Genomic DNA, 21,783 nt, shown 5'->3' on the forward strand with positions numbered 1-21,783 from the left:
GATCCATTACGAATATTTCTTCGTGCGCCGTGTCGGCGCGGTATTCGCCGGATCGTCCGGCCAGACGTGTTTGGGATATCGCCCTTTCATCTCTTTCTGCACTTCACGATAGCTCCCCGCCCAGAACGCCCCCAGATCGCGGGTGATCTGCAAGGGACGATGCGCAGGCGAAAGCAGCTCAAGCACTAACGGCACGCGCCCTTCAGCGATGGACGGCGTGGTGGCCTCACCAAACATCTCCTGCATCCGAACCGCCAGCGCCGGCGGATTATCCTCATGATAACGAATGGCAATCCGGCTCCCGGTTGGCACAGTGTAATGCCCAGGCAGTTCACTATCCAGACGTTGACGTAACGACCAGTCCAGTAAATTCTGTAACGCTGCCTTAACATCAAGCGCCTTCAGGGCGCGCAGCGAGTGTACGCCGTTCATCTGCGGCAACAGCCACTGTTCAAGCGTCGCGAGCAGCGTCTCATCATCCACCGCTGGCCACCCCTGTTCCGGCAGCCACTTCGCGGCGCAATGCAGGCGAATGCGATACTGTTCGGCCTCCGGCGTCCAGTTCAGTACGCTCAGCCCTTTTTCCCGAATGCCGTTCAGCATCGCCTGGTGTAACTCTTCCTCCGACGGCTTCGCCAGCGGTTTCGTCCCGAGCGTCAGTTTGCCAATCTGGCTACGACGGAACGCCTTCAGCGTGCCCTGGGCATCATCCCATTCCACGATGTCAGATTGCTGAAGCAGCTGCGGGCAGGCACGCGTCAGGGCGTCAATATCCACGGCAACCGCCTGTAAAATACGCGCGTCCGGGGAGTGGCTGCCCTGGAGCAAGAGCGGCGCGATCAGCCATTCGTGACGCGTCAGGGCGTCATCGCTGTCCAGCATCGCGCCCATCCCATTTGCCAGCTGATAGCGACCATCCAGCCCGCGACGGCGAGCGATCCTGTCCGGGAAGGCCTGGGCCAGCAGAGGGATAACTTTATCGCTGTCAGGCGAACCGCCCCGGCAATTCAGGCGTTTACACAGCTGCTGCGCGCGTTGTTGCCAGTTTCCCTGATGGCGAGAAAAGGCCTGTCCCAGATCGCTGCTGCCACCGCGCGGCGGCTCCTCAAGAATAGCCGCCAGTTTTGCCGCCGTGGCAATTTCATCGTCGCCCTGTGCTGCCACCAGCATTGCCGCCAGACGCGGATCGTTGCCCAGCGCCGCCATTTTCTGACCGCGCGCCGTCAGTCGCTCGTCTTCCAGCGCGCCAAGCTGGGTCAGCAGGCTGCGCGCGGCGGAAAGGTTCACGACAGGCGGAGGATTAAGCCAGGTGAGCTGGTCAGGGTCCGGGCAGCCCCACTGCATCAGATCCATCACCAGCCCGGAGAGATCGCTTTGTAAAATCTCAGGCGTGCTCTGCAATGCCGCACGCTCCGCCTGCTCGGCGCTGGTTAAATGCAGGCAAATACCCGGCTCAAGACGCCCTGCTCGCCCTGCGCGCTGCACCATCGAGGCCTGGCTGATGCGCTGCGTCAGTAGCCTGGTCAGCCCGGTACGCGGATCAAAACTGGCCACCCTCTCCTGCGTACTGTCCACCACCAGGCGAATGCCTTCGATGGTCAAACTGGTTTCCGCGATATTGGTTGCCAGCACCACTTTGCGCTGCCCCGCCGGTGCGGGAAGGATCGCCTTGCGCTGGTCAGCCAACGGCAGCGCGCCGTAGAGCGGGCACAGCATAACGTCACTGTTCACCCGGGATGCCAACTGCTCCTGTACGCGCTGGATTTCGCCTACGCCGGGTAAAAACAGCAGCAGCGAGCCGGGCTCCTGGCGGAGCAATTCGGCGGTGGCGATGGCAACCGCTTCGTCAAAACGCTGATGGGCAGGCAGCGGCTGATAGCGGCGCTCGACCGGGAACGCACGCCCTTCAGAGGAGATCATCGGCGCGTCAGGGAGCGTCTGCCGGAGCCGCTCGTTATCCAGCGTCGCCGACATAATCAGCAGCCGAAGGTCGTCGCGCAGCCCCTGCTGAACGTCGAGCAGCAGCGCAAGGGCCAGATCGGCCTGGAGGCTGCGCTCGTGAAATTCATCAAGGATCACCAGCCCGACGCCGGTCAGCTCCGGATCGTTTTGCAGCATACGGGTGAGAATACCCTCGGTGACCACCTCCAGCCGCGTGGACGGTCCAACGCAGGTTTCGGCGCGCATCCGGTACCCTACCGTCTCGCCCGGTTTTTCATTCAGCAGTTCAGCCAGGCGCTGCGCCACATTGCGCGCCGCCAGCCTGCGTGGCTCCAGCAGGATAATTTTCCCGCTGATGCGCCCCTCGCGCAGAATTTGCAGGGGCAGCCAGGTGGATTTACCCGCTCCGGTGGGCGCGCTGAGCAAAACCTGTGGCGCATGTTCTAAGGCTGCGAGAAGCTCAGGAAGGACGACGGCGACGGGCAAAGAGGACACTTACGGCTCCAGAGGGTTAACATTAATCGGCGTACATTGTAGCATCGGCGCATATCATTACCGAGTCTTGCGCATGTCTGAGTCAAAACGGCTATTCTTCGCCATTGAATTACCCACCACGCTTCAACGGCAGATTGTTCGCTGGCGCGCCAGCCACTTCCCCGCGGAAGCGGGCCGCCCCGTCGTCGCCGCCAATATGCACCTGACGTTAGCCTTTCTTGGTGAAGTAAGCGCTGAAAAGCAGCGCGCGTTAAGCGCAATGGCCGGACGCATTTCGCAGCCGGGGTTTACGCTGCATCTTGACGATGCCGGGCAATGGCTGCGCTCTCGGGTGGTCTGGCTGGGGACGCGGCAGCCCCCTCGCGGACTGCTACAGCTCGCCAACATGCTGCGGGCGCAGGCCGCGCGCAGCGGCTGTTATCAGAGCCCGCAGCCGTTTCATCCCCACATTACCCTGCTGCGCGACGCGGGTCAGGCCGTTGCCATCCCGCCACCGGGCTTTCACTGGTCCTTTCAGGTGAATGAATTTGCGCTGTACGAATCTGCCTTTGTACAAGGACGCACCCGCTATACTCCGCTCCAGCGCTGGACGCTGGGCGACACGTTAAGGAATCCTGATGAAGTTTAGCCCTGCACTCCAGCCCGCCACGCTGATCCAGCGTTACAAACGCTTTCTCGCTGACGTGATCACCCCTGAGGGCGAAACGCTCACGCTGCACTGCCCTAACACCGGCGCCATGACCGGTTGCGCCACGCCGGGTGACACGGTCTGGTATTCCACATCAGAAAATACTAAACGCAAATATCCTCATACCTGGGAAATGACCGAGACGCAAAGCGGGGCATTTATTTGCGTGAATACCCTGCGCGCAAATCAGCTGGTTAAGGAAGCCCTGACAAATGGAATGCTTCCTGAACTGGTGGGTTACGGCACGCAAAAAAGCGAAGTGAAATATGGCGATGAAGGCAGCAGAATTGATTTTATGTTACAGGCGGAAGACCGCCCTGAGTGCTATATTGAAGTGAAATCAGTGACGTTAGCGGAACAGGAAAACGGCTTCTTTCCGGATGCGGTAACGCTACGTGGCCAGAAGCATCTGCGAGAGCTAATGAGTGTAGCGGCGGCGGGCAAGCGCGCCGTGTTGCTGTTTGCGGTTCTGCATTCAGCCATTGAACGGTTTTCCCCGGCCCGTCATATTGATCCTAAATACGCGCAATTGTTGAATGAGGCACAAAAGCAGGGGGTAGAGATTTTCGCCTATAAAGCGGAACTTTCTGCCGATAATATGACTCTGAGATCCTCTCTTCCCATTGTCTTATAAGGGATTAGACGATTGACTAATAAGTGTTCTGGCCGCGTGCGCAAATACGCTTTTCCTCACAGGGTTGTCAAGTGTTACGTTTAGATAATTGCCATACGGAAAAGCATCTGCTATTTATAGCGACCTGATTTTTCCCCCAACACGGGGATCGATAGTGCGTGTTAAGGAGAAGCAACATGCAAGAAGGGCAAAACCGTAAAACATCGTCCCTGAGTATTCTCGCCATCGCTGGGGTGGAGCCGTATCAAGAGAAGCCGGGCGAAGAGTATATGAACGAAGCCCAGCTGTCGCACTTCAAGCGTATTCTTGAAGCATGGCGTAATCAACTCAGGGATGAAGTCGATCGCACCGTTACACATATGCAGGATGAAGCTGCTAACTTCCCGGACCCGGTCGACCGTGCCGCTCAGGAAGAAGAGTTCAGCCTCGAACTGCGTAACCGTGACCGCGAGCGCAAACTGATCAAAAAGATCGAAAAAACGCTGAAGAAGGTCGAGGACGAAGATTTTGGCTACTGCGAATCCTGCGGTGTTGAAATCGGTATTCGTCGCCTGGAAGCGCGTCCAACAGCCGATCTGTGCATCGACTGTAAAACGCTGGCAGAAATCCGCGAAAAACAGATGGCCGGCTAACGCCTGCCCTCTCACTACTCAGCTAAGGCGGGAGTCTCTCCCGCCTTGTTACCGTTGATATGTCTGAATCTCACTATATTGGGCGCTTTGCGCCATCTCCCTCCGGTGAATTACACTTCGGCTCATTAATTGCCGCGCTCGGCAGCTACCTACAGGCTCGCGCCCGTCAGGGTCAATGGCTGGTCCGCATTGAAGATATCGATCCTCCACGTGAAGTTCCCGGTGCAGCAGAAACTATTCTGCGTCAGCTGGAACATTACGGTCTTCACTGGGATGGCGACGTACTCTGGCAGTCTCAACGCCATGATGCCTACCGTGAACGTCTGGCGTGGCTTGCTGAACAGGGCCTTTCCTATAATTGCACCTGCACGCGGGCGCGAATTCAGAGCGTGGGTGGCGTTTACGACGGCCACTGCCGTACGCGGCACAACGGTCCTGAGAATGCCGCCGTGCGGCTGATACAGCGTTCTCCGGTGACGCAGTTTACCGACGTACTCTCAGGAACAATTCAGGCGGATGAACGCCTGGCGCGTGAAGATTTTATTATTCACCGTCGTGATGGTTTGTTTGCCTATAACCTGGCGGTGGTTGTCGATGACCATTTCCAGGGTGTTACGGAAATCGTGCGCGGGGCGGATCTGGTTGAGCCTACCGTGCGGCAAATATCGCTTTACCAGCAGTTTGGCTGGGCGGTGCCGGATTACATCCATCTGCCGCTGGCAGTCAATGAACAGGGAAATAAGCTATCGAAACAGAATCATGCCCCGGCGCTGCCTGACGGCGATCCGCGCCCGGTTTTGATCGACGCGCTGCGATTTCTCAACCAGAATGTAACGCAGGAATGGCAGGATCTGAGTCTGGATGAATTGCTGAAAACGGCCATTGCTGACTGGGCGCTTATGGCCGTGCCAAAAATCCAGCATTCTCAAATGCGTTGCGCTGAGCTATGATTAGCCGCTTTTTTGATAACAAAACACACTACGAGGTGTACTATTTTTACCCGAGTCGCTAATTTTTGCCGTAAAGTGCTGAGCCGCGAAGAGAGCATGGCGAACGACGCTATTGCACAGCCACACATGTCGGTCATTCCGCGTGAGCAGCACAATATTTCCCGCAAAGATATCAGTGAAAATGCCCTCAAGGTGCTCTATCGTCTGAATAAAGCAGGCTACGAGGCCTATCTCGTCGGCGGCGGGGTGCGCGATTTACTGCTGGGCAAAAAACCAAAAGATTTCGACGTGACGACCAGCGCCACGCCTGAGCAGGTGCGTAAATTATTCCGCAACTGCCGTCTGGTTGGCCGCCGTTTCCGTCTGGCGCACGTGATGTTTGGACCGGAAATTATTGAAGTGGCAACCTTCCGCGGTCACCACGAAGCGGGCGTTAACGATCGCACGACTTCCCAGCGCGGCCAAAACGGCATGCTGCTTCGTGACAACATCTTCGGCTCTATTGAAGAAGATGCTCAGCGTCGCGATTTCACCATCAACAGCCTTTACTACAGCGTGGCGGATTTTACCGTGCGCGATTACGTCGGCGGTATGCAGGATCTGAAAGACGGTCTGATTCGCCTGATCGGCACGCCGGAAACACGCTATCGCGAAGATCCGGTCCGAATGCTTCGCGCCGTGCGTTTCGCCGCCAAGCTGAACATGCGTATCAGCCCGGAAACCGCAGAGCCGATCCCGCGCCTGGCGACGCTGATCAACGACGTGCCCCCTGCCCGTCTGTTTGAGGAGTCGTTAAAGCTGCTCCAGGCAGGCTACGGGTTTGAAACCTACAACCTGCTGCGTGAGTACAACCTGTTCCAGCCGCTGTTCCCGACCATTACCCGCTACTTCACCGAAAACGGTGACAGCGCAATGGAGCGGATAATTGCGCAGGTGCTGAAGAACACCGATACCCGTATTCATAACGATATGCGCGTGAATCCGGCGTTCCTGTTCGCGGCCATGTTCTGGTATCCGCTGCTGGAAACGGCGCAGCGCATTACCCAGGAGAGCGGTCTCGCCTATTATGATGCGTTCGCGCTGGCGGCAAACGACGTGCTGGACGAAGGCTGTCGCACGCTGGCGATCCCGAAACGTATTACCACGCTGGTGCGTGATATCTGGCAGCTTCAGCTGCGTATGTCCCGCCGTCAGGGTAAACGCGCCTGGAAGCTGATGGAGCATCCTAAGTTCCGCGCCGCGTTCGATCTGCTCTCTCTGCGTGCTGAAGTTGAAAGGAACCCGGAACTACAGCGCCTGGCGCAGTGGTGGGGCGAGTTTCAGGTTTCTGCGCCACCGGAGCAAAAAGATATGCTTACGGATCTGGATGATGAACCGGCACCGCGCCGTCGTCACCGTCGCCCGCGCAAACGCGCACCGCGTCGTGAAGGTACGGCATGACCCTTGCGTATATCGCCATCGGCAGCAATCTGGCCTCTCCGCTGGAGCAGGTTAACGCTGCCGTGCAGGCCCTGGGAGAGATCCCCCAAAGCCGCATTGTCGCGCTGTCCTCATTTTACCGTACGCCGCCGCTCGGCCCGCAGGATCAACCTGATTATCTGAACGCCGCCGTGGTGCTGGAAACGACCCTTGACGCAGAAACGCTGCTGGATAATACCCAGCGTATTGAGCTACAGCAGGGTCGCGTCCGCAAAGCCGAACGCTGGGGACCGCGCACGCTCGATCTCGATATTATGCTTTTCGGTCATGAGGTGATTAACACCGAACGCCTCACCGTTCCGCATTACGACATGAAAAACCGCGGGTTTATGCTCTGGCCACTGTTTGAAGTCGCGCCCGATCTCACCTTCCCTGACGGCTCCTCGCTGCAAGCCGTTCTGCAAAATCTCAACGCGGATAAACCGGCCCGCTGGTAATCCCGCCTCCGCATCGATTAACCATTCCTTATTTGCGGTTAATCGATTGCCTAAAATCATTGTTCCCTCAAATGTTACTGTTAGAATGCGCAAAGATTCGCTTTTGGGCCATCAGGAAACAGTATGAAACCAACCACCATCTCCTTATTGCAGAAATGCAAACAGGAAAAAAAACGCTTCGCCACTATCACCGCGTATGACTACAGCTTCGCAAAACTGTTTGCCGAAGAAGGGATCAACGTCATGCTGGTCGGAGACTCGTTAGGGATGACGGTACAAGGACATGATTCCACTCTGCCGGTCACGGTCGAGGATATTGCTTACCATACCCGCGCCGTGCGCCGGGGTGCCCCCGCCTGCCTGCTGCTTTCCGATCTGCCGTTTATGGCGTATGCCACCCCGGAGCAGGCCTTCGAAAATGCGGCGACAGTGATGCGCGCCGGCGCCAATATGGTCAAAATCGAAGGCGGCGCCTGGCTGGTCGATACGGTGAAAATGCTCACCGACCGCGCCGTGCCGGTTTGTGGTCATTTGGGGCTGACGCCGCAGTCGGTCAACATCTTTGGCGGATATAAGGTGCAGGGCCGAGGCGATGCGGCGCAGACGCTGTTTGATGATGCCGTGGCGCTGGAAGCCGCGGGCGCGCAGCTGCTGGTGCTGGAGTGTGTGCCGGTTGAGCTGGCTAAGCGTATCACTGAGGCGCTGTCGATTCCGGTGATCGGCATCGGTGCGGGTAACGTCACCGATGGCCAGATTCTGGTCATGCACGACGCCTTCGGGATCACCGGCGGCCATATTCCAAAATTTGCTAAAAATTTCCTGTCAGAAGCAGGCGACATGCGTGCTGCTGTGCGGCAGTATATTGCCGAGGTTGAGTCCGGCGTTTATCCGGGCGAAGAACACAGTTTCCATTAAGGAGTCCAGGTGTGCTAATCATAGAAACCCTGCCGCTGCTGCGTCAGCATATTCGTCGGGCGCGTCAGGAAGGTAAACGTATCGCCCTTGTTCCAACCATGGGCAACCTGCACGACGGCCATATGAAGCTGGTCGATGAAGCGAGAGCCCGGGCAGATATCGTGGTGGTCAGTATCTTCGTTAACCCGATGCAGTTCGATCGCGAAGACGATCTGGCGCGCTACCCACGTACCTTGCAGGAAGATTGCGAGAAGCTCAAAAAACGTCATGCGGATATCGTCTTCGCACCGGCACCCGCAGATGTGTATCCCCAGGGTACCACTGAATCGACCTACGTCGACGTGCCGGGTATTTCGACCATGCTGGAGGGCGCCAGCCGCCCGGGCCATTTCCGTGGCGTCTCCACCATCGTCAGCAAGCTGTTTAACCTTGTGCAGCCGGACATCGCCTGCTTTGGCGAGAAAGATTTCCAGCAGCTGGCGCTGATCCGCAAGATGGTTGCCGACATGGGCTACGACATCGAGATCGTCGGCGTGCCGATTGTACGCGCGAAAGATGGCCTGGCGCTCAGTTCCCGTAACGGCTATCTGACCGCCGAACAGCGTAAAATTGCGCCGGGCTTAAGCAAAGTCATGAATACGATGGCAGAGCAACTGCTGGCAAAAGAGTTAACAGCAGAAGAGATTATCGCCCTGGCTGAACAGGCGCTGAACGAGAAAGGTCTTCGTGCTGACGACGTTCAAATTCGGGATGCCGATACGCTTCTGGCACTTACAGAGACCAGCAAACGTGCGGTAATTCTGGTGGCGGCATGGCTCGGCCAGGCCCGCCTTATCGATAACAAAGTGGTTGAGCTGGCGTAGTTTTTCTACCCGGAAGATGAAAGGTAAACGTAATGATTCGCAAAATGCTGCAAGGTAAGCTTCACCGTGTGAAAGTCACTCAGGCCGACCTGCATTATGAAGGCTCCTGCGCGATCGACCAGGATTTTCTCGACGCGGCGGGTATTCTCGAAAACGAAGCCATTGATATCTGGAACGTAAATAACGGCAAACGCTTCTCTACCTACGCCATTGCCGCTGAGCGCGGGTCCAAAATCATCTCCGTCAACGGGGCGGCGGCGCACTGCGCGGACGTAGGCGATATCGTGATTATCGCCAGCTTTGTCATGATGTCTGACGAAGAAGCGCGTCGCTGGCAGCCAAAAGTAGCCTACTTTGAAGGCGACAATGAGATGAAACGTACCGCGAAGGCGATTCCGGTACAGGTTGCCTGATAATATTTATCCCACGACCCATTCCTGCGCATTTATTAAATGAATGGGTCTTTAAAAAGCATTTATAGAATTAATATTCAAACTCTCCCCGCACAACCAGACAATCCCATCACATTGATAACAAATAATTTTAAATTTACTAAACTATTCATTTAGTTTAAATCACGCACAACATCTATATTTCATTGAGATTAACAATATAATTCGCCACGAAATTTAATTTCAAATAAAAGATTTACGGGCACTTATTATTCACTCAACGAATATGGATATTTAAATGATTTCTAAAAAATATGGTTTGGCAATTGCTATGGCAAGCGTATTGGCTGCGGGTTCAGCGGTAGCAGCAGATCCTGACACCGGCACTATTACTTTCCACGGCATGGTTTCTAACAATACTTGCCAGGTCTCCCTTGACCAGAAAATCGATCAGAACGGTAACGATTTTGACGTGACTCTGGACACTGTATTTGTGCGTGATTTCGCAAACGCACTGGGTAGCACCAGCACCCTGGGTGAAAAGAAATTCAGCCTTTCACTGACCGGTTGTGATACCGCAACTGTGAAGAAAGCATCTGCACAGTTCTCTTCCTGGGCTGGCTCCTCTTCTACCGAAGGCGGTCTGCTGGTTCCACCAAGCAATGCTCAGGGTTCAGCTAAGAACGTTAACCTGGTGCTGTCAAACGACGGTAACTCAGCTGTCGATCAGATCAAAATTGACCAGACTAACAACTCCCAGAAAGCAACCATCGATGAAACTTCTGGCGCAGGAAACCTGTACTACCGCGTAGCGTACACCCAGGGTCAGGGTTGGGATGCAACAAGTAATCCAGTTTCTGCTGGTACCGTGCAGGCACAGGTTGCCTTCACCATGATTTACGAATAAGAGATTCGTAAACTTTAAATTAAGCAATCCTTCATGATGAATGAGGGATTGCTTGTGTAATTCCAAAAGGAAGTGGAAAAAATGTCTCATTCAGTCTTCATTAAAAGTTTTCAAGCCGTATTGCTCGCAACTGCCGTTTTGGCCACATCGAATGCAAGTGCGGATATTGTTATTTCCGGCACCCGTATTATCTATCCACAGTCATCGAAGGATGTTGTTGTTAATCTCGATAACCATGGAACCAAACCGCTTTTGGTTCAAACCTGGCTTGATGATGGGCGTGATGGCGTAAATCCGGAAGAGTTAAAGCTTCCTTTTATCATTACCCCTCCAGTATCCCGTATTGACCCGAAAAAAGGCCAATCCGTACGTATTACCTACACAGGTACACCTTTACCACAGGATCGTGAATCGCTTTTCTGGTTCAATGTCCTGGAGATTCCACCAAAATCAAAAGCTGCGGATAAAGAGAATCTTAACCAGCTTCAACTGGCATTCAGAACACGTATTAAATTCTTTTACCGTCCTGACGGGTTAAAAGGCTCGGCAGGTGAAGCAGCTGAGCATTTGACATGGACGCAGAAAAAAGAAGGAAACGCGGTTAAGCTTGTTGCCCATAATAATTCACCGTATAACGTCTCCGTTTCGGCGGTAACCATTAAAGCCAGTCAAAAAACATACGACGTTGATCATAAGGCCGTTCCACCGTTCAGTGATACCACAATGACGGTTAAAGGTTTAGCTTCTGCCGTAAATGGTAAAGTAGAGTTTGATTCTATTAATGACTATGGCGGCACAGACCATCACGAAGCGGGACTAAAATAGAGCACCCTTTAATACATATAATAATTAATAGCATTAACTCTGTGGAGAGGACCTCTCTGCACTGATTAAGTGGATGTGCCATGTTATTTAAACGTTCTCTTTTATGTCTTACGATAAGTGCAGCATTGCCTTTTTATGCCTGTGCAGAAAATATCACGCCAGCAAAAGATCTGCCTGATAATGAAGAAGAGGTCGAGTTTAACGATCAATTTCTTTTAAATGGCAGCGCTAATATTGATATTAATCGTTTTTCACATGGCAACCCGGTTTTACCGGGGACCTATCGCACTAAGATCAACCTGAACGGTAAACTGAAGTCCACCGTGGAGGTCACGTTTAAAGATAACGGAACACCTCGTGCGACCCCGTGCATAACAAAACTGCTGCTGTCACAATCGGGTGTCGACACCAGCACATTGCCTGACGGACCGGAAGACGATGAAACCTGCGTCGATATTAAAAAATCTTTCGCTGGCGCTACGGTTAGCTATGACAGTGGCAAGCAGGCTATGGATTTTAATTTTCCCCAGATTTATGTGCTGAAACGCCCGGCGGGCTATGTCGATCCATCGTTGTGGGATAACGGGATTCCTGCCGCTCTGCTCTCTTATGACATGAACGGCTGGCGTAGCGAGAACAACGGCAGTACATCAGAAAGTGCATATGTAGGGTTACGCTATGGTCTGAATATGGGGCCATGGCGCCTGCGCTCGCGTGGCAATTTTAACTGGGACAAAGATAGCGGCACAAAATACTCCAGTCAGGATGTCTATTTGCAGCGCGATATTACACCATTGAGTGCCCAGTTTGTCATCGGCGACTCTTACACGCGTGGCGAGGCATTTAACTCTATGAGCCTTCGCGGCGCACGCATGTACAGTGACGATCGCATGTTGCCAATGGGGTCCACAGGCTACGCGCCTGTCATTCGGGGTGTCGCGAACAGTAACGCGAAGGTCAGCGTCACGCAGAGCGGCAATAAGATTTATGAAACCTCGGTGCCACCAGGCGCGTTTGAAATAAACGACCTGAGTACCACAGGTTACGGAAATGATTTACTGGTAACGATTGAAGAAGCGGATGGCAGCAAACGCTCCTTTACCGTACCCTTTTCATCCGTCACGCAGATGCTCCGTCCGGGAGCCTCTCGCTGGGACGTCGGTTTAGGTGAATTAAATGACGATTCACTGATTGATGCGCCTAAAGTGGGTTACGGTACGCTTTACTATGGCCTGAATAATACGTTCACGGGTTATATTGGCGCGCAATATACCGACATGGATTTTTATGCCGGTATTCTCGGCGTGGCAATGAACACCCCTGTTGGTGCGTTTGCATTCGACGTTACGCAATCTTATGCAGATATTGAGGGGCTGGATAAATTAAGCGGGCAAAGTTATCGTTTAACCTACAGCAAAATGATTGAGTCGACGAATACTTCCTTTAACGTTGCGGCTTATCGTTTCTCGACGGAAGACTACCTGACGCTTAACGATGCGGCGCAACTTCAGGACAGTATTAGGCACCAGAAGTACTCAAACCGTAGCTATGACTCAAACGAAGCGCTATATGCAGACTATCAGCGCACCAAAAACCAGGTGCAAATTAGTCTTAACCAACCGCTGACCTCCGGAGAAGACAATTTTGGCTCCCTGTATGTAAGCGGCACCTGGCAGGATTACTGGAACGCGACGGGCTCTACTTCCAATTACAATATTGGGTATAACAATAGCTTCACCTACGGCAGCTACAGCTTGTCAATACAGCGAACCTATGATCAGAACGGCAAGAAAGACGACAGCGTTTATTTAAGCCTAAGCATTCCATTAAGTGTATTCTCAAAAGATAGAGGGAATGCCGGTGGATTCTCGAACATCAACATGGGATTACGTTCCGACCTTAAAGGCGGCACAAGTTTTAACACGTCCGCGGGTGGAAATACGCAAGATAATAAGGTGAGTTATTCCGTTAGCGCCTCGTCAAACAGTGGTAATTATGGTGACCTGAATCAGATAAGCGGCTACGGGTCCTATAACAGTGAATATGGCCCGCTGGGTTTATCTGCCTCTTTTGGTGATGACAACAGTAAACAATATTCTGCCTCCTATAACGGTGGCATGGTCATCCATTCAGGAGGTATTGCATTTGCGCCAGGGAGTATTGGTGACAACGATGCGCTGGCACTGGTCAAAGCGAGTGGTGCGAAAGGCGCCGGTATCGGCTTTGGTAACAGCGAAATAGGCAGTTCCGGCTATGGCATTCTGCCTTATATGTCTGCCTACCGTGAAAACCGCGTATACCTTGATATCAGCACGCTGGAAAACGACGTTGAAATTAAAAACACCAGTGAAATTACGGTTCCCCGCAGTGGTTCCGTTGTGCTGGTTGATTTTGCAACCGATGAAGGTCGTTCATTAATTTTAGAACTTAAGCGCACCGATAACGGATTTATTCCTTTAGGCGCTGATGTTTTAAATGAAAAAAATGAATCTATTGGCACCGTGGGACAGGCGGGGCAAGCCTATGTCCGCGGCGTTGAGGATGAAGGCACGCTTCATGTTGTCTGGGGAAGCGATAAAGACAGTAAATGTGACGTGCATTATAACGTCTCATCACATGCTCAAAAAGTAGGACTTACAACGGTGCTCAGCAATCAAGTGTGCCAGATGTAATTATTCGGGAAAATAGACGAGAGTTTGTATGAAAAAAAATCTTTATAGCCTGTCAGTCGTTGCCGTAACGATGCTGGCGTTATCAGGTTCGGCGCTCGCCGAGGGCACGAATCTCGATGTTAACTTTACGGCCAATATCCGTGAAACCACTTGTGATATGAAACTGATGGGCGGTACGGGTTCCGATACGGATCAAACACTGCTCATTGGTAACGGCGGCCAGGTGCGTCTCGACGATGTCAAAGCTGGCACCGCAAATGCCAATTTCAAAATTGTGATTGTTGAATGCCCGGCCTCTCTGACCTCACTGAAAGCCACGGTAAAAGGAAGCCAATCGGGTTATTTGCTTAGCGGCCTTGTTAATCAAAAACCAAAAGCCGATGGAGGCGCAGATTTCTCTGCTGTTGAAATTGCCAGAGCCAGCGCACCGGAGGCCCCTTTTATCATCAACTCTGACGATGATGCTAAGCGACTGGTCTGGAGTGCAACAGAAATCCAGAATAAAGAAGTTCCTTTAGTAGCCACAATACGTGAAACCAAAGTTAATAGCATGACAGTTGGTGATTTTGAGGCTACTGCGACTTTTGAATTTAGCTACGAGTAATTGGTGCAGGAAAACGGAGCAACATTATGAAATTTAAATCTACTTTTATCGCCCTGTCCGTTTCTGCACTTCTGTATTCGGGAATGGCAAACGCAGCAATTACAGGTACTGACAGTGTTAAATTAACGATAAAATCAAAAATAGTCTCGGGCACGTGTACAGCAAAAGTGCTTAACGGTGCAGGAACTGCGTCCACTGAAATTGCGTTTGGCGACGTATATAAAACCGATCTGGTAAATAAGACTCGTGTCGAGCCGTTAAAAATTGCCTTTACAAACTGCTCTGGTGTAACTAAGGCAACGGTAGCCGCAGCGAGTGGTGCAGGTGGGGGATGCTCGGGTCCGAAAACGGACGGAGATTCTTATTCTGCTGGGTTAGCAACAGGCTTCGAAATCTGGTCAGGAGTTGTAGATACTGGCGTAATGTTGAGTTGCAAAAGGCCTCCGGCGGCACAGGAGGTCACCATTGCTGACGGTGTAGGGGAATTCCCGATGAACTCACGCATTGTGATTGCGAAAGACAGAAATATTGCCGATGTTGGCACAGGTGCCGTTACTGCGCCAGTAACCTTCACAGTCACCTATCAATAATTCCAGGAACCATTATGCAACAATCACCGTTTAATTTACACCAGCCCGGTCTTGTGTTGCTTATCGGTCTGGCTGGTAGCACTCTGCCTGGCGTAAGCCAGGCAGGTTCAGGTATGGATGTAAACCTGACAGCAAACATCGTTAATAATACCTGTCGGCTAAGCGTCGAAAACGGCGGAGAGATCACTTTGCCGACCGTGTCACGAGACTGGTTTTATAACAGCGACAAGAGCGATCGTTTATCGCCAAACGATGATGAAGCTGGAACGCCTTTTACCATCCACGTAGATGACTGCTATGCGAGTAGTACAGAAGGCGCAACGATTAACAAACTAAAATTTAGTTTTGCTCCGCAAAATGGTTTCTGGAGTAATCACAACCAGGTGTTTAAAAACGATGCCACAGCCGGTGCGGCTGAAAATGTGGGTATCGTTATTTTTTCAGATACGTTCAAAACTAACGTCCTGAACAGCGACGGGACATCAAACGTTATTTACGATGTCGGTGGAAGTAGTGAGAACTATATAAAGGATTATGGCTTTTACGCACGTTATCAGAATATTGGAACGATCACCAGCGGCGCTGTGATAAGTAATGTTCTGGTTAATGTCAGCTACGAATAAAGGGATTTAGGATGAAAAAATACCTCACTATATTAGCGTTCGCAGCGTTCGGGCTGTCTGGCGCAGCACGGGCTAATTTCGAGGAGTGCAAATTTTACGGTAATGATGACTTGCAGATTATGTCTCCAGGTGCACAACCAGTTATCACTCCTCTGCCTGTGGGCACAGTAACAACTCCCATACAGATCAGTAATACGATCATTATGGAAACAACGCCTGCGTTAAAATCTCACTGTGCTGGGGGAAATGACGGTGAAAACACCTATCAGATTACCGACAACTCAATGCTGGCAGGCTACATAGATAACAAAGCCACCTTCCGGACGAATATTCCGGGTATTGTCTATACCCTGGCGATGTATCCCGATGGTAACGGCGTCACCGCGTGGTTCCCGCCCAACGCAGGGTCCTGGTATATGACCGCACCTAATGACGATCACGAAGAGCTGCTTGACGAAAAAACCTGGCATGTGCGCATGGAAATCTATCAAACCAATGGATTTCAGGGTGTTCCTTCGGATGTTAATTTTTTAACGGCCGGTGCAGGCCCGATTGGTCAGATCATTCTGGGCGATCCAAGCGATCCGAAGACATCCGATCACCCTCGTCCCCATGTGAACATGAGCGAGATGTCATTTAGCATGCCATTAAATCGCCCGACCTGTGTCTTACGTGCGCCCACAACGGTAAATCTTGGTGACTGGTATCCCGCAGAAGTCGAAAACGGGAATACCAGCAAAGTCGAGTTCCATGTTACGGGTACATGTGTAAATACAACCGCTGTTTACTATACGTTATCCTCCACACATACCACCGCAGATAAAAAATATTTTACCAATACCGTCGAGAATATTGGTGGTGTTACTGCGGCAGGAGGCGTCGGCGTCATGATTACGGATTCTGAAAATGATCATTACCCCGTGCCGGCAGACAGTTACCAACGTGTCATTGCTATAGGAGAGGTTGTTGGGGATCCTGTTAGTATTATTGACAGATCACTTTGGGCCAGGTTGGTCAAAACCGGTAGCGATCCGGTAACCGTCGGTGTTTTCGGTACCACCGTGACCATTCAGACCACGTACGAATAACCTACCCCTGCGGCTGATTGCTGATCAGCCGCGACATTGTCTCCAGCGAATCCGTTCTCAGAATATACAGTCGCTTCAGTAAGAACGGATTATCCCCCGGCTTCACCTTCCCCTTCACCGTTGTCACTGCCAGATGAAAACCGGCATCATTCGCGGCTTTAATCGCTTTATTGTCATACCCGCCAAACGGGTACGAAACATACAGCACGCGCGGGTTGAACTGCGCCAGTGCACGCCGTGAGCGTTCAAAATCGAACAGGATCACGTGATAGCTGCGGCTCAATAAGATGGGGTGCTTATACCCATCCACGCGATGCAGGAAGTGGGTGTGAGACTGAATGTCGAACACATCCTGAATGGCCTTAATTTCCTGAACGCTCATAAACTGTAGCGATCGGGGATCCCACTTCTGAGGGTGACCTTTGATTCGGGATGAAATAATAAACGCCGTCGCGTTGAAGCCATACTCTTTCAGCACCGGATACGCGTAGCGGCTCACCGATTTCAGGCCATCATCAAAAGTGATCACCACCGCTTTCGCGGGGAGGTTCATCTTGTTACGCACGTACCCTTCAAGCTGGTACATTGTCAGCGTGGTATAGCCTTGATCGCGTAACCAGGCCATCTGATTATTAAACGCACGTACGCTGGTTGTCGTGGAGGTATGTCGAAAACGGGTGTTCTCTTCATCACGCAGGATATGGTGGTAGGTCAGAACCGGCAGTCCGTTATCTTCCTGTGCATCCAGGCTGCTGATCCACGCCAGACGATTGCCGATGCGGATCTGAAACCAGGTCTGGTTCAGGCGATCTTTCAGCTTATTCAGAATCGGATAGCGAAGATTGGCGCTTAAGGTGCCAAAGGGCGCGCTTCCGCTGCTGGGGGCATTATACACTGGCGTGTCTTTCCAGGTGATGAGGTTTTGATTGCTGAGCGGCTTGTTCAGATCGCCCAGGCTATCCTCGACGCGTTGCTTACCCTGCACTTTTTCCAGGTGCTCTTTATCAATAAACCCCGTACCGAATCCGAAACGAAATTCATAGTAATCCGCCGCGGCCGGAAAGACGGCGAGGATCTGCCCGGCGCGGACATTGCCCACGTTCACGACGGCATTTCCCACCTGAGCCCAGATGGCCGCATCTTCGGTGGTTTGCATATATTGGGCAGGAAGGCCTTGCTGAATGGTCAGGCTGGCAGACGCACCACCGGAGACCAGTAGCAGAAGGATAAAGATAACGCGCATGAGCATGGGATATAAATCGATACGGAAAATCAGTCGCCATTGTAGCAAAAGCGACATCAATACCAATGTTTAATGCTTATACAGATCGTGAAGCAGAACGAAAGGCGGATTCTTCTGCTGCTGGTGCCACAGGCTGCTCACGTCCGGCGAGCCCTGCGCCACAATGGCGTGACGAAACTCAGCGCTGCTCAACGTTGCGCGCAGCGGATACATCGCTTCGAGTAAAGGCAGGCTGATACCGGAGATCACTTCACAGTTATCATGCTTATGGCTCATTAACGCCGCTGAACGGTAAGGCGCCGCGCCCGATCTGTCGGTGAGAAAAATCACGCCATCACCGGTGTCGGTTTCATGCAGCGCGTCGCACATCATCCGGCTTAGCATATTGGTGCTCAGCCCTCGCCAGTAATTTACCGCACGACATTGCGCCAGAGGGCCAAATCGGGCCTCCAGCTTCAGGAGCATTTCCTGTGCCTCTTCATCGTGGCAGGTGATAACCCATCCCAGCATATCGTCTCTCCTTAGCAGGCGAGTAGTTTATCCAGGTGAAGGTTAGTTTACGGTGATAACTGTCAAAGAAAGTGCCCGGCAAACAGAACGTCGCCGGGCAGAAGATTAGCTACGCAGCCCACGTCCACGCTGGATCAAATACCAGCACAGCAGATAGAACGCCACGATAAATACCGCCAGCACCACAACGGTGGTGAACAGCGGGACATCGGTAATGCCGAGGAAACCAAAGCGGAAGCCGCTGATCATATAGACAATCGGGTTCAGGTGCGACAGCGCCTGCCAGAACGGCGGCAGCAGCGTCAGGGAGTAGAACACCCCGCCCAGATAGGTCAGCGGCGTCAGCACGAAGGTCGGGATCAGGCTGATGTCATCAAACGTTTTGGCGAACACGGCATTCAGCAAGCCAGCCAGTGAGAACAGGATCGCAGTAAGCAATAACGTGAGCGCGACGAATAGCCACGAGTGCACCTGGAACGGCACGAAGAACAGCGAAATCGCCGTCACCAGAATACCCACGCACAGCCCGCGCGCCACGCCGCCGCCCACGTAACCGGCGATAATGACGTGCGTCGGCACTGGCGCCACCAGCAGCTCTTCAATGTTGCGCTGGAACTTGGCGCTGAAGAATGAGGATGCCACGTTCGCGTAAGCGTTGGTGATCACTGCCATCATGATCAGGCCCGGCACGATAAACTGCATATAGGTAAAGCCGTGCATCTCACCAATGCGGGAGCCAATCAGGTTGCCGAAAATGATGAAGTAGAGCGTCATGGTGATCACCGGCGGCACCAGGGTTTGCACCCAGATGCGCATAAAGCGGTTAATCTCTTTCGCCCAGATGCTTTTCAGCGCGACCCAGTAAAGATGCGTCATGCCTTGTCTCCTTGTTTATCGTGCACCAGAGAGACAAACAGCTCTTCCAGTCGGTTCGCTTTGTTACGCATACTTAAGACCTGAATCCCCTGCGCGCTCAGTTGGGAGAACACGCTGTTAATCCCCTGCTCGCGCAGCACTTCCACTTCCAGCGTCGAGGTATCGACCAGGCGATAGTTATACCCCTCCAGCTTCGGCAGGGCGCTTTTCGCCGCCAGATCGAGAATGAAGGTTTCGGATTTCAGCTTGGAGAGCAGGTTCTTCATCGAGGTGTTTTCCACCAGCTCGCCGTGCTGAATGATGCCGATATTGCGGCACAGCATCTCCGCCTCTTCCAGGTAGTGCGTAGTCAGGATGATGGTGGTGCCTTTGTCGTTCAGATCCTTCAGGAAGCCCCACATGGAACGACGCAGTTCAATATCCACGCCAGCGGTCGGTTCATCAAGAATGAGCAGCTTTGGCTCGTGCATCAGCGCGCGAGCAATCATCAGGCGGCGCTTCATCCCCCCGGACAACATCCGCGCGCGCTCGTTACGCTTCTCCCACAGGTCAAGCTGTTTGAGATACTTTTCGCTGCGCTCCAGCGCTTCTTTGCGCTCAACGCCATAGTAACCCGCCTGGTTAACAACAATCTGCTGTACCGTCTCAAACGGGTTGAAGTTGAACTCCTGCGGCACCAGCCCCAGCTGGCGCTTGGCGTTGACCACGTCTTTTTGCAGGTCGTAGCCAAACACGCTGACGCGGCCCGAGGTTTTATTGACCAGCGAGCTGATAATCCCGATGGTGGTCGATTTTCCCGCCCCGTTCGGCCCCAAAAGCGCGTAGAAATCTCCCGCTTCGACTTTAAGATCTATCCCGCGCAGCGCCTGGACGCCCCCCGGGTAGGTTTTTTTGAGCTGTTCAAGCTCCAGTGCAATCGCCATGAATTCAACTTACCTTAAGTTCTGACACACGTTGTGTGGTTTCATTAAAAGTCGGGTTACCCTATAGTAGCGCAACGCAATCACTTGGTTACAGGTCGCTAACCTCCATGAACGACATAGATACACTCATCAGCAACAATGCACTATGGTCAAAAATGCTGGTGGAGGAAGACCCCGGATTTTTTGGAAAACTCGCGCAGGCGCAGAACCCGCGCTTTCTCTGGATTGGATGTTCCGACAGCCGCGTCCCCGCCGAACGTCTGACCGGTCTTGAACCGGGCGAACTGTTTGTTCACCGCAATGTTGCTAATCTCGTTATTCATACCGATCTCAACTGTCTTTCGGTTGTTCAGTATGCCGTTGACGTTCTGGAGGTTGAGCACATCATTATTTGTGGCCACTACGGCTGCGGCGGCGTACAGGCGGCGGTCGAAAATACAGAGCTGGGGTTAATCGATAACTGGCTGCTGCACATCCGTGATATCTGGTTCAAACATAGCTCACTGCTGGGCGAAATGCCGCAGGAGCGCCGTCTCGACACGCTGTGTGAGCTGAACGTGATGGAGCAGGTCTATAACCTGGGCCACTCGACGATTATGCAGTCTGCCTGGAAACGCGGACAGAAGGTCTCCATCCACGGCTGGGCGTACGGTATTCACGACGGCCTGCTACGCAATCTGGAAGTGACCGCCACCAACCGCGAAACGCTGGAACAGCGTTACCGCTCGGGAATTGCCAACCTCAAGCTTAAGCACGTTAACCATAAATAACAAAGCCGGGGGTTTTCACCCTCTCCCTGTGGGAGAGGGCTGGGGTGAGGGCATCAGCCCGCAATTATTCGTCCAGAATCACCACTTTCCCAACATACGGCAGATGGCGATAACGCTGCGCGTAATCAATGCCGTAACCCACCACGAATTCGTCCGGGATGGAGAAACCAACGAACTCCACCGGCACCTGCACTTCACGGCGCTCAGGCTTATCCAGCAGAGTACAAATCGCCAGTGATTTTGGTTCACGCAGGCTCAGGATCTCGCGCACCTTAGAGAGCGTGTTGCCGGAGTCGATGATGTCCTCAACAATCAACACATCTTTGCCACGAATATCTTCATCCAGATCTTTCAGGATTTTCACATCACGGGTTGTGGACATGCCGCTGCCGTAGCTGGAGGCGGTCATAAAATCGACCTCGTGCGGCACCTGCACTTCACGGCACAGGTCTGCCATGAACATGAAAGAACCACGCAACAGACCGACCAGCACCATTTCGCTGCCGCTGTCCTTGTAATGTTCGGTGATTTGACGACCCAGTTCGGCGATACGCGCTTTGATCTCGGCTTCCGGGATCATCACTTCAACAGTATGTTTCATATTACTAACCAAATGATTTTAGTGAAAATCTCTCAATGCGGATGACTCTCGCTCCGGCATCGATACGCAAGCCAGCCATTATACCAGTAAATGGATAAGCCTGGCGTATGAGTTATAAAAAGCAA

General features: G+C 52.8%; 23 protein-coding genes. 17 read left to right on the forward strand and 6 right to left on the reverse strand.

Features of this window, described 5'->3' with window-relative positions:
- Nucleotides 1-6 precede the first annotated feature (6 nt).
- Nucleotides 7-2,436 (reverse strand): ATP-dependent helicase HrpB, encoded by a 2,430-nt coding sequence (gene hrpB / locus SK54_RS19430; RefSeq protein WP_048247807.1) that lies wholly within the window; start codon nucleotides 2,434-2,436, stop codon nucleotides 7-9.
- 73 nt (nucleotides 2,437-2,509) lie between these two features.
- On the opposite strand from hrpB, the gene thpR reads away from it, so the two are divergent.
- From thpR to SK54_RS19510, 16 genes are all read left to right on the forward strand, one after another.
- Entirely contained in the window at nucleotides 2,510-3,064 is a 555-nt protein-coding gene (gene thpR, locus SK54_RS19435; protein ID WP_003856249.1) for an RNA 2',3'-cyclic phosphodiesterase, read from the forward strand.
- A complete protein-coding gene (gene sfsA, locus SK54_RS19440; protein ID WP_017694492.1) occupies nucleotides 3,054-3,758 on the forward strand; it encodes a DNA/RNA nuclease SfsA in 705 nt (234 codons plus the stop codon). The genes thpR and sfsA overlap by 11 nt, the downstream gene beginning before the upstream one ends.
- Before the next feature lie 176 nt (nucleotides 3,759-3,934).
- Complete coding sequence (gene dksA, locus SK54_RS19445; RefSeq protein WP_001155232.1) at nucleotides 3,935-4,390, forward strand: RNA polymerase-binding protein DksA; 456 nt, start codon at nucleotides 3,935-3,937, stop codon at nucleotides 4,388-4,390.
- Between the two features lie 59 nt (nucleotides 4,391-4,449).
- A complete protein-coding gene (gene gluQRS, locus SK54_RS19450; protein ID WP_039271683.1) occupies nucleotides 4,450-5,340 on the forward strand; it encodes a tRNA glutamyl-Q(34) synthetase GluQRS in 891 nt (296 codons plus the stop codon).
- 42 nt (nucleotides 5,341-5,382) lie between these two features.
- Nucleotides 5,383-6,780 (forward strand): polynucleotide adenylyltransferase PcnB, encoded by a 1,398-nt coding sequence (pcnB, locus tag SK54_RS19455; RefSeq protein WP_026080645.1) that lies wholly within the window; start codon nucleotides 5,383-5,385, stop codon nucleotides 6,778-6,780.
- Nucleotides 6,777-7,256 (forward strand): 2-amino-4-hydroxy-6-hydroxymethyldihydropteridine diphosphokinase, encoded by a 480-nt coding sequence (folK, locus tag SK54_RS19460; protein ID WP_015572706.1) that lies wholly within the window; start codon nucleotides 6,777-6,779, stop codon nucleotides 7,254-7,256. Before pcnB ends, folK begins: the two co-directional genes overlap by 4 nt.
- 123 nt (nucleotides 7,257-7,379) lie before the next feature.
- Nucleotides 7,380-8,171: a 3-methyl-2-oxobutanoate hydroxymethyltransferase gene (gene panB / locus SK54_RS19465; RefSeq protein ID WP_015572705.1), complete on the forward strand. Its 792-nt coding sequence runs from the start codon at nucleotides 7,380-7,382 to the stop codon at nucleotides 8,169-8,171.
- Between the two features lie 11 nt (nucleotides 8,172-8,182).
- Entirely contained in the window at nucleotides 8,183-9,034 is an 852-nt protein-coding gene (panC, locus tag SK54_RS19470; RefSeq protein ID WP_003856282.1) for a pantoate--beta-alanine ligase, read from the forward strand.
- Between the two features lie 32 nt (nucleotides 9,035-9,066).
- Nucleotides 9,067-9,447, forward strand: a complete 381-nt coding sequence (panD, locus tag SK54_RS19475; protein WP_003856284.1) for an aspartate 1-decarboxylase — start codon at nucleotides 9,067-9,069, stop codon at nucleotides 9,445-9,447.
- Between the two features lie 277 nt (nucleotides 9,448-9,724).
- Nucleotides 9,725-10,333, forward strand: coding sequence for a fimbrial protein (locus SK54_RS19480; protein WP_017383757.1), 609 nt, complete (start codon nucleotides 9,725-9,727; stop codon nucleotides 10,331-10,333).
- A gap of 81 nt (nucleotides 10,334-10,414) precedes the next feature.
- Nucleotides 10,415-11,158 (forward strand): fimbrial chaperone, encoded by a 744-nt coding sequence (locus SK54_RS19485; RefSeq protein ID WP_015572704.1) that lies wholly within the window; start codon nucleotides 10,415-10,417, stop codon nucleotides 11,156-11,158.
- Nucleotides 11,159-11,238: 80 nt separating this feature from the next.
- A complete protein-coding gene (locus SK54_RS19490) occupies nucleotides 11,239-13,830 on the forward strand; it encodes an outer membrane usher protein (protein ID WP_047728715.1) in 2,592 nt (863 codons plus the stop codon).
- Nucleotides 13,831-13,858: 28 nt separating this feature from the next.
- The gene (locus SK54_RS19495; RefSeq protein ID WP_015572703.1) at nucleotides 13,859-14,434 is read left to right on the forward strand and encodes a fimbrial protein; all 576 of its coding nucleotides are present in this window, start codon (nucleotides 13,859-13,861) and stop codon (nucleotides 14,432-14,434) included.
- A 26-nt stretch (nucleotides 14,435-14,460) separates the two neighbouring features.
- Nucleotides 14,461-15,024 carry a fimbrial protein gene (locus tag SK54_RS19500; RefSeq protein WP_015572702.1) on the forward strand — a complete coding sequence of 188 codons (564 nt, stop codon included), beginning with the start codon at nucleotides 14,461-14,463 and terminating at the stop codon, nucleotides 15,022-15,024.
- A gap of 14 nt (nucleotides 15,025-15,038) precedes the next feature.
- Nucleotides 15,039-15,647, forward strand: coding sequence for a fimbrial-like protein (locus tag SK54_RS19505; RefSeq protein ID WP_045337993.1), 609 nt, complete (start codon nucleotides 15,039-15,041; stop codon nucleotides 15,645-15,647).
- Nucleotides 15,648-15,658: 11 nt separating this feature from the next.
- Nucleotides 15,659-16,735: a fimbrial protein StkG gene (locus SK54_RS19510; RefSeq protein WP_048247809.1), complete on the forward strand. Its 1,077-nt coding sequence runs from the start codon at nucleotides 15,659-15,661 to the stop codon at nucleotides 16,733-16,735.
- A gap of 1 nt (nucleotide 16,736) precedes the next feature.
- Here SK54_RS19510 and SK54_RS19515 read toward each other — a convergent pair whose 3' ends face one another.
- The 4 genes from SK54_RS19515 to SK54_RS19530 form a co-directional block, all read right to left on the reverse strand.
- Nucleotides 16,737-17,984 (reverse strand): polysaccharide deacetylase family protein, encoded by a 1,248-nt coding sequence (locus tag SK54_RS19515; protein WP_047364724.1) that lies wholly within the window; start codon nucleotides 17,982-17,984, stop codon nucleotides 16,737-16,739.
- A 63-nt stretch (nucleotides 17,985-18,047) separates the two neighbouring features.
- On the reverse strand, nucleotides 18,048-18,488 hold the full coding sequence (locus tag SK54_RS19520) for a PTS sugar transporter subunit IIA (protein ID WP_047364722.1): 441 nt from the start codon (nucleotides 18,486-18,488) through the stop codon (nucleotides 18,048-18,050).
- Nucleotides 18,489-18,593: 105 nt separating this feature from the next.
- Entirely contained in the window at nucleotides 18,594-19,364 is a 771-nt protein-coding gene (locus tag SK54_RS19525; protein WP_006810078.1) for an ABC transporter permease, read from the reverse strand.
- A complete protein-coding gene (locus SK54_RS19530) occupies nucleotides 19,361-20,287 on the reverse strand; it encodes an ABC transporter ATP-binding protein (RefSeq protein ID WP_003856300.1) in 927 nt (308 codons plus the stop codon). The genes SK54_RS19525 and SK54_RS19530 overlap by 4 nt, the downstream gene beginning before the upstream one ends.
- Before the next feature lie 107 nt (nucleotides 20,288-20,394).
- On the opposite strand from SK54_RS19530, the gene can reads away from it, so the two are divergent.
- Complete coding sequence (gene can, locus SK54_RS19535; protein ID WP_003856301.1) at nucleotides 20,395-21,057, forward strand: carbonate dehydratase; 663 nt, start codon at nucleotides 20,395-20,397, stop codon at nucleotides 21,055-21,057.
- A 64-nt stretch (nucleotides 21,058-21,121) separates the two neighbouring features.
- Here the strand turns inward: can and hpt are convergent, their stop codons facing one another.
- A complete protein-coding gene (hpt, locus tag SK54_RS19540) occupies nucleotides 21,122-21,658 on the reverse strand; it encodes a hypoxanthine phosphoribosyltransferase (protein WP_003856303.1) in 537 nt (178 codons plus the stop codon).
- Nucleotides 21,659-21,783 lie beyond the last annotated feature (125 nt).

The organism is Enterobacter sp. MGH120, assembly GCF_001037725.1.
Taxonomy (GTDB): Bacteria; Pseudomonadota; Gammaproteobacteria; order Enterobacterales; family Enterobacteriaceae; genus Enterobacter; species Enterobacter hormaechei_C.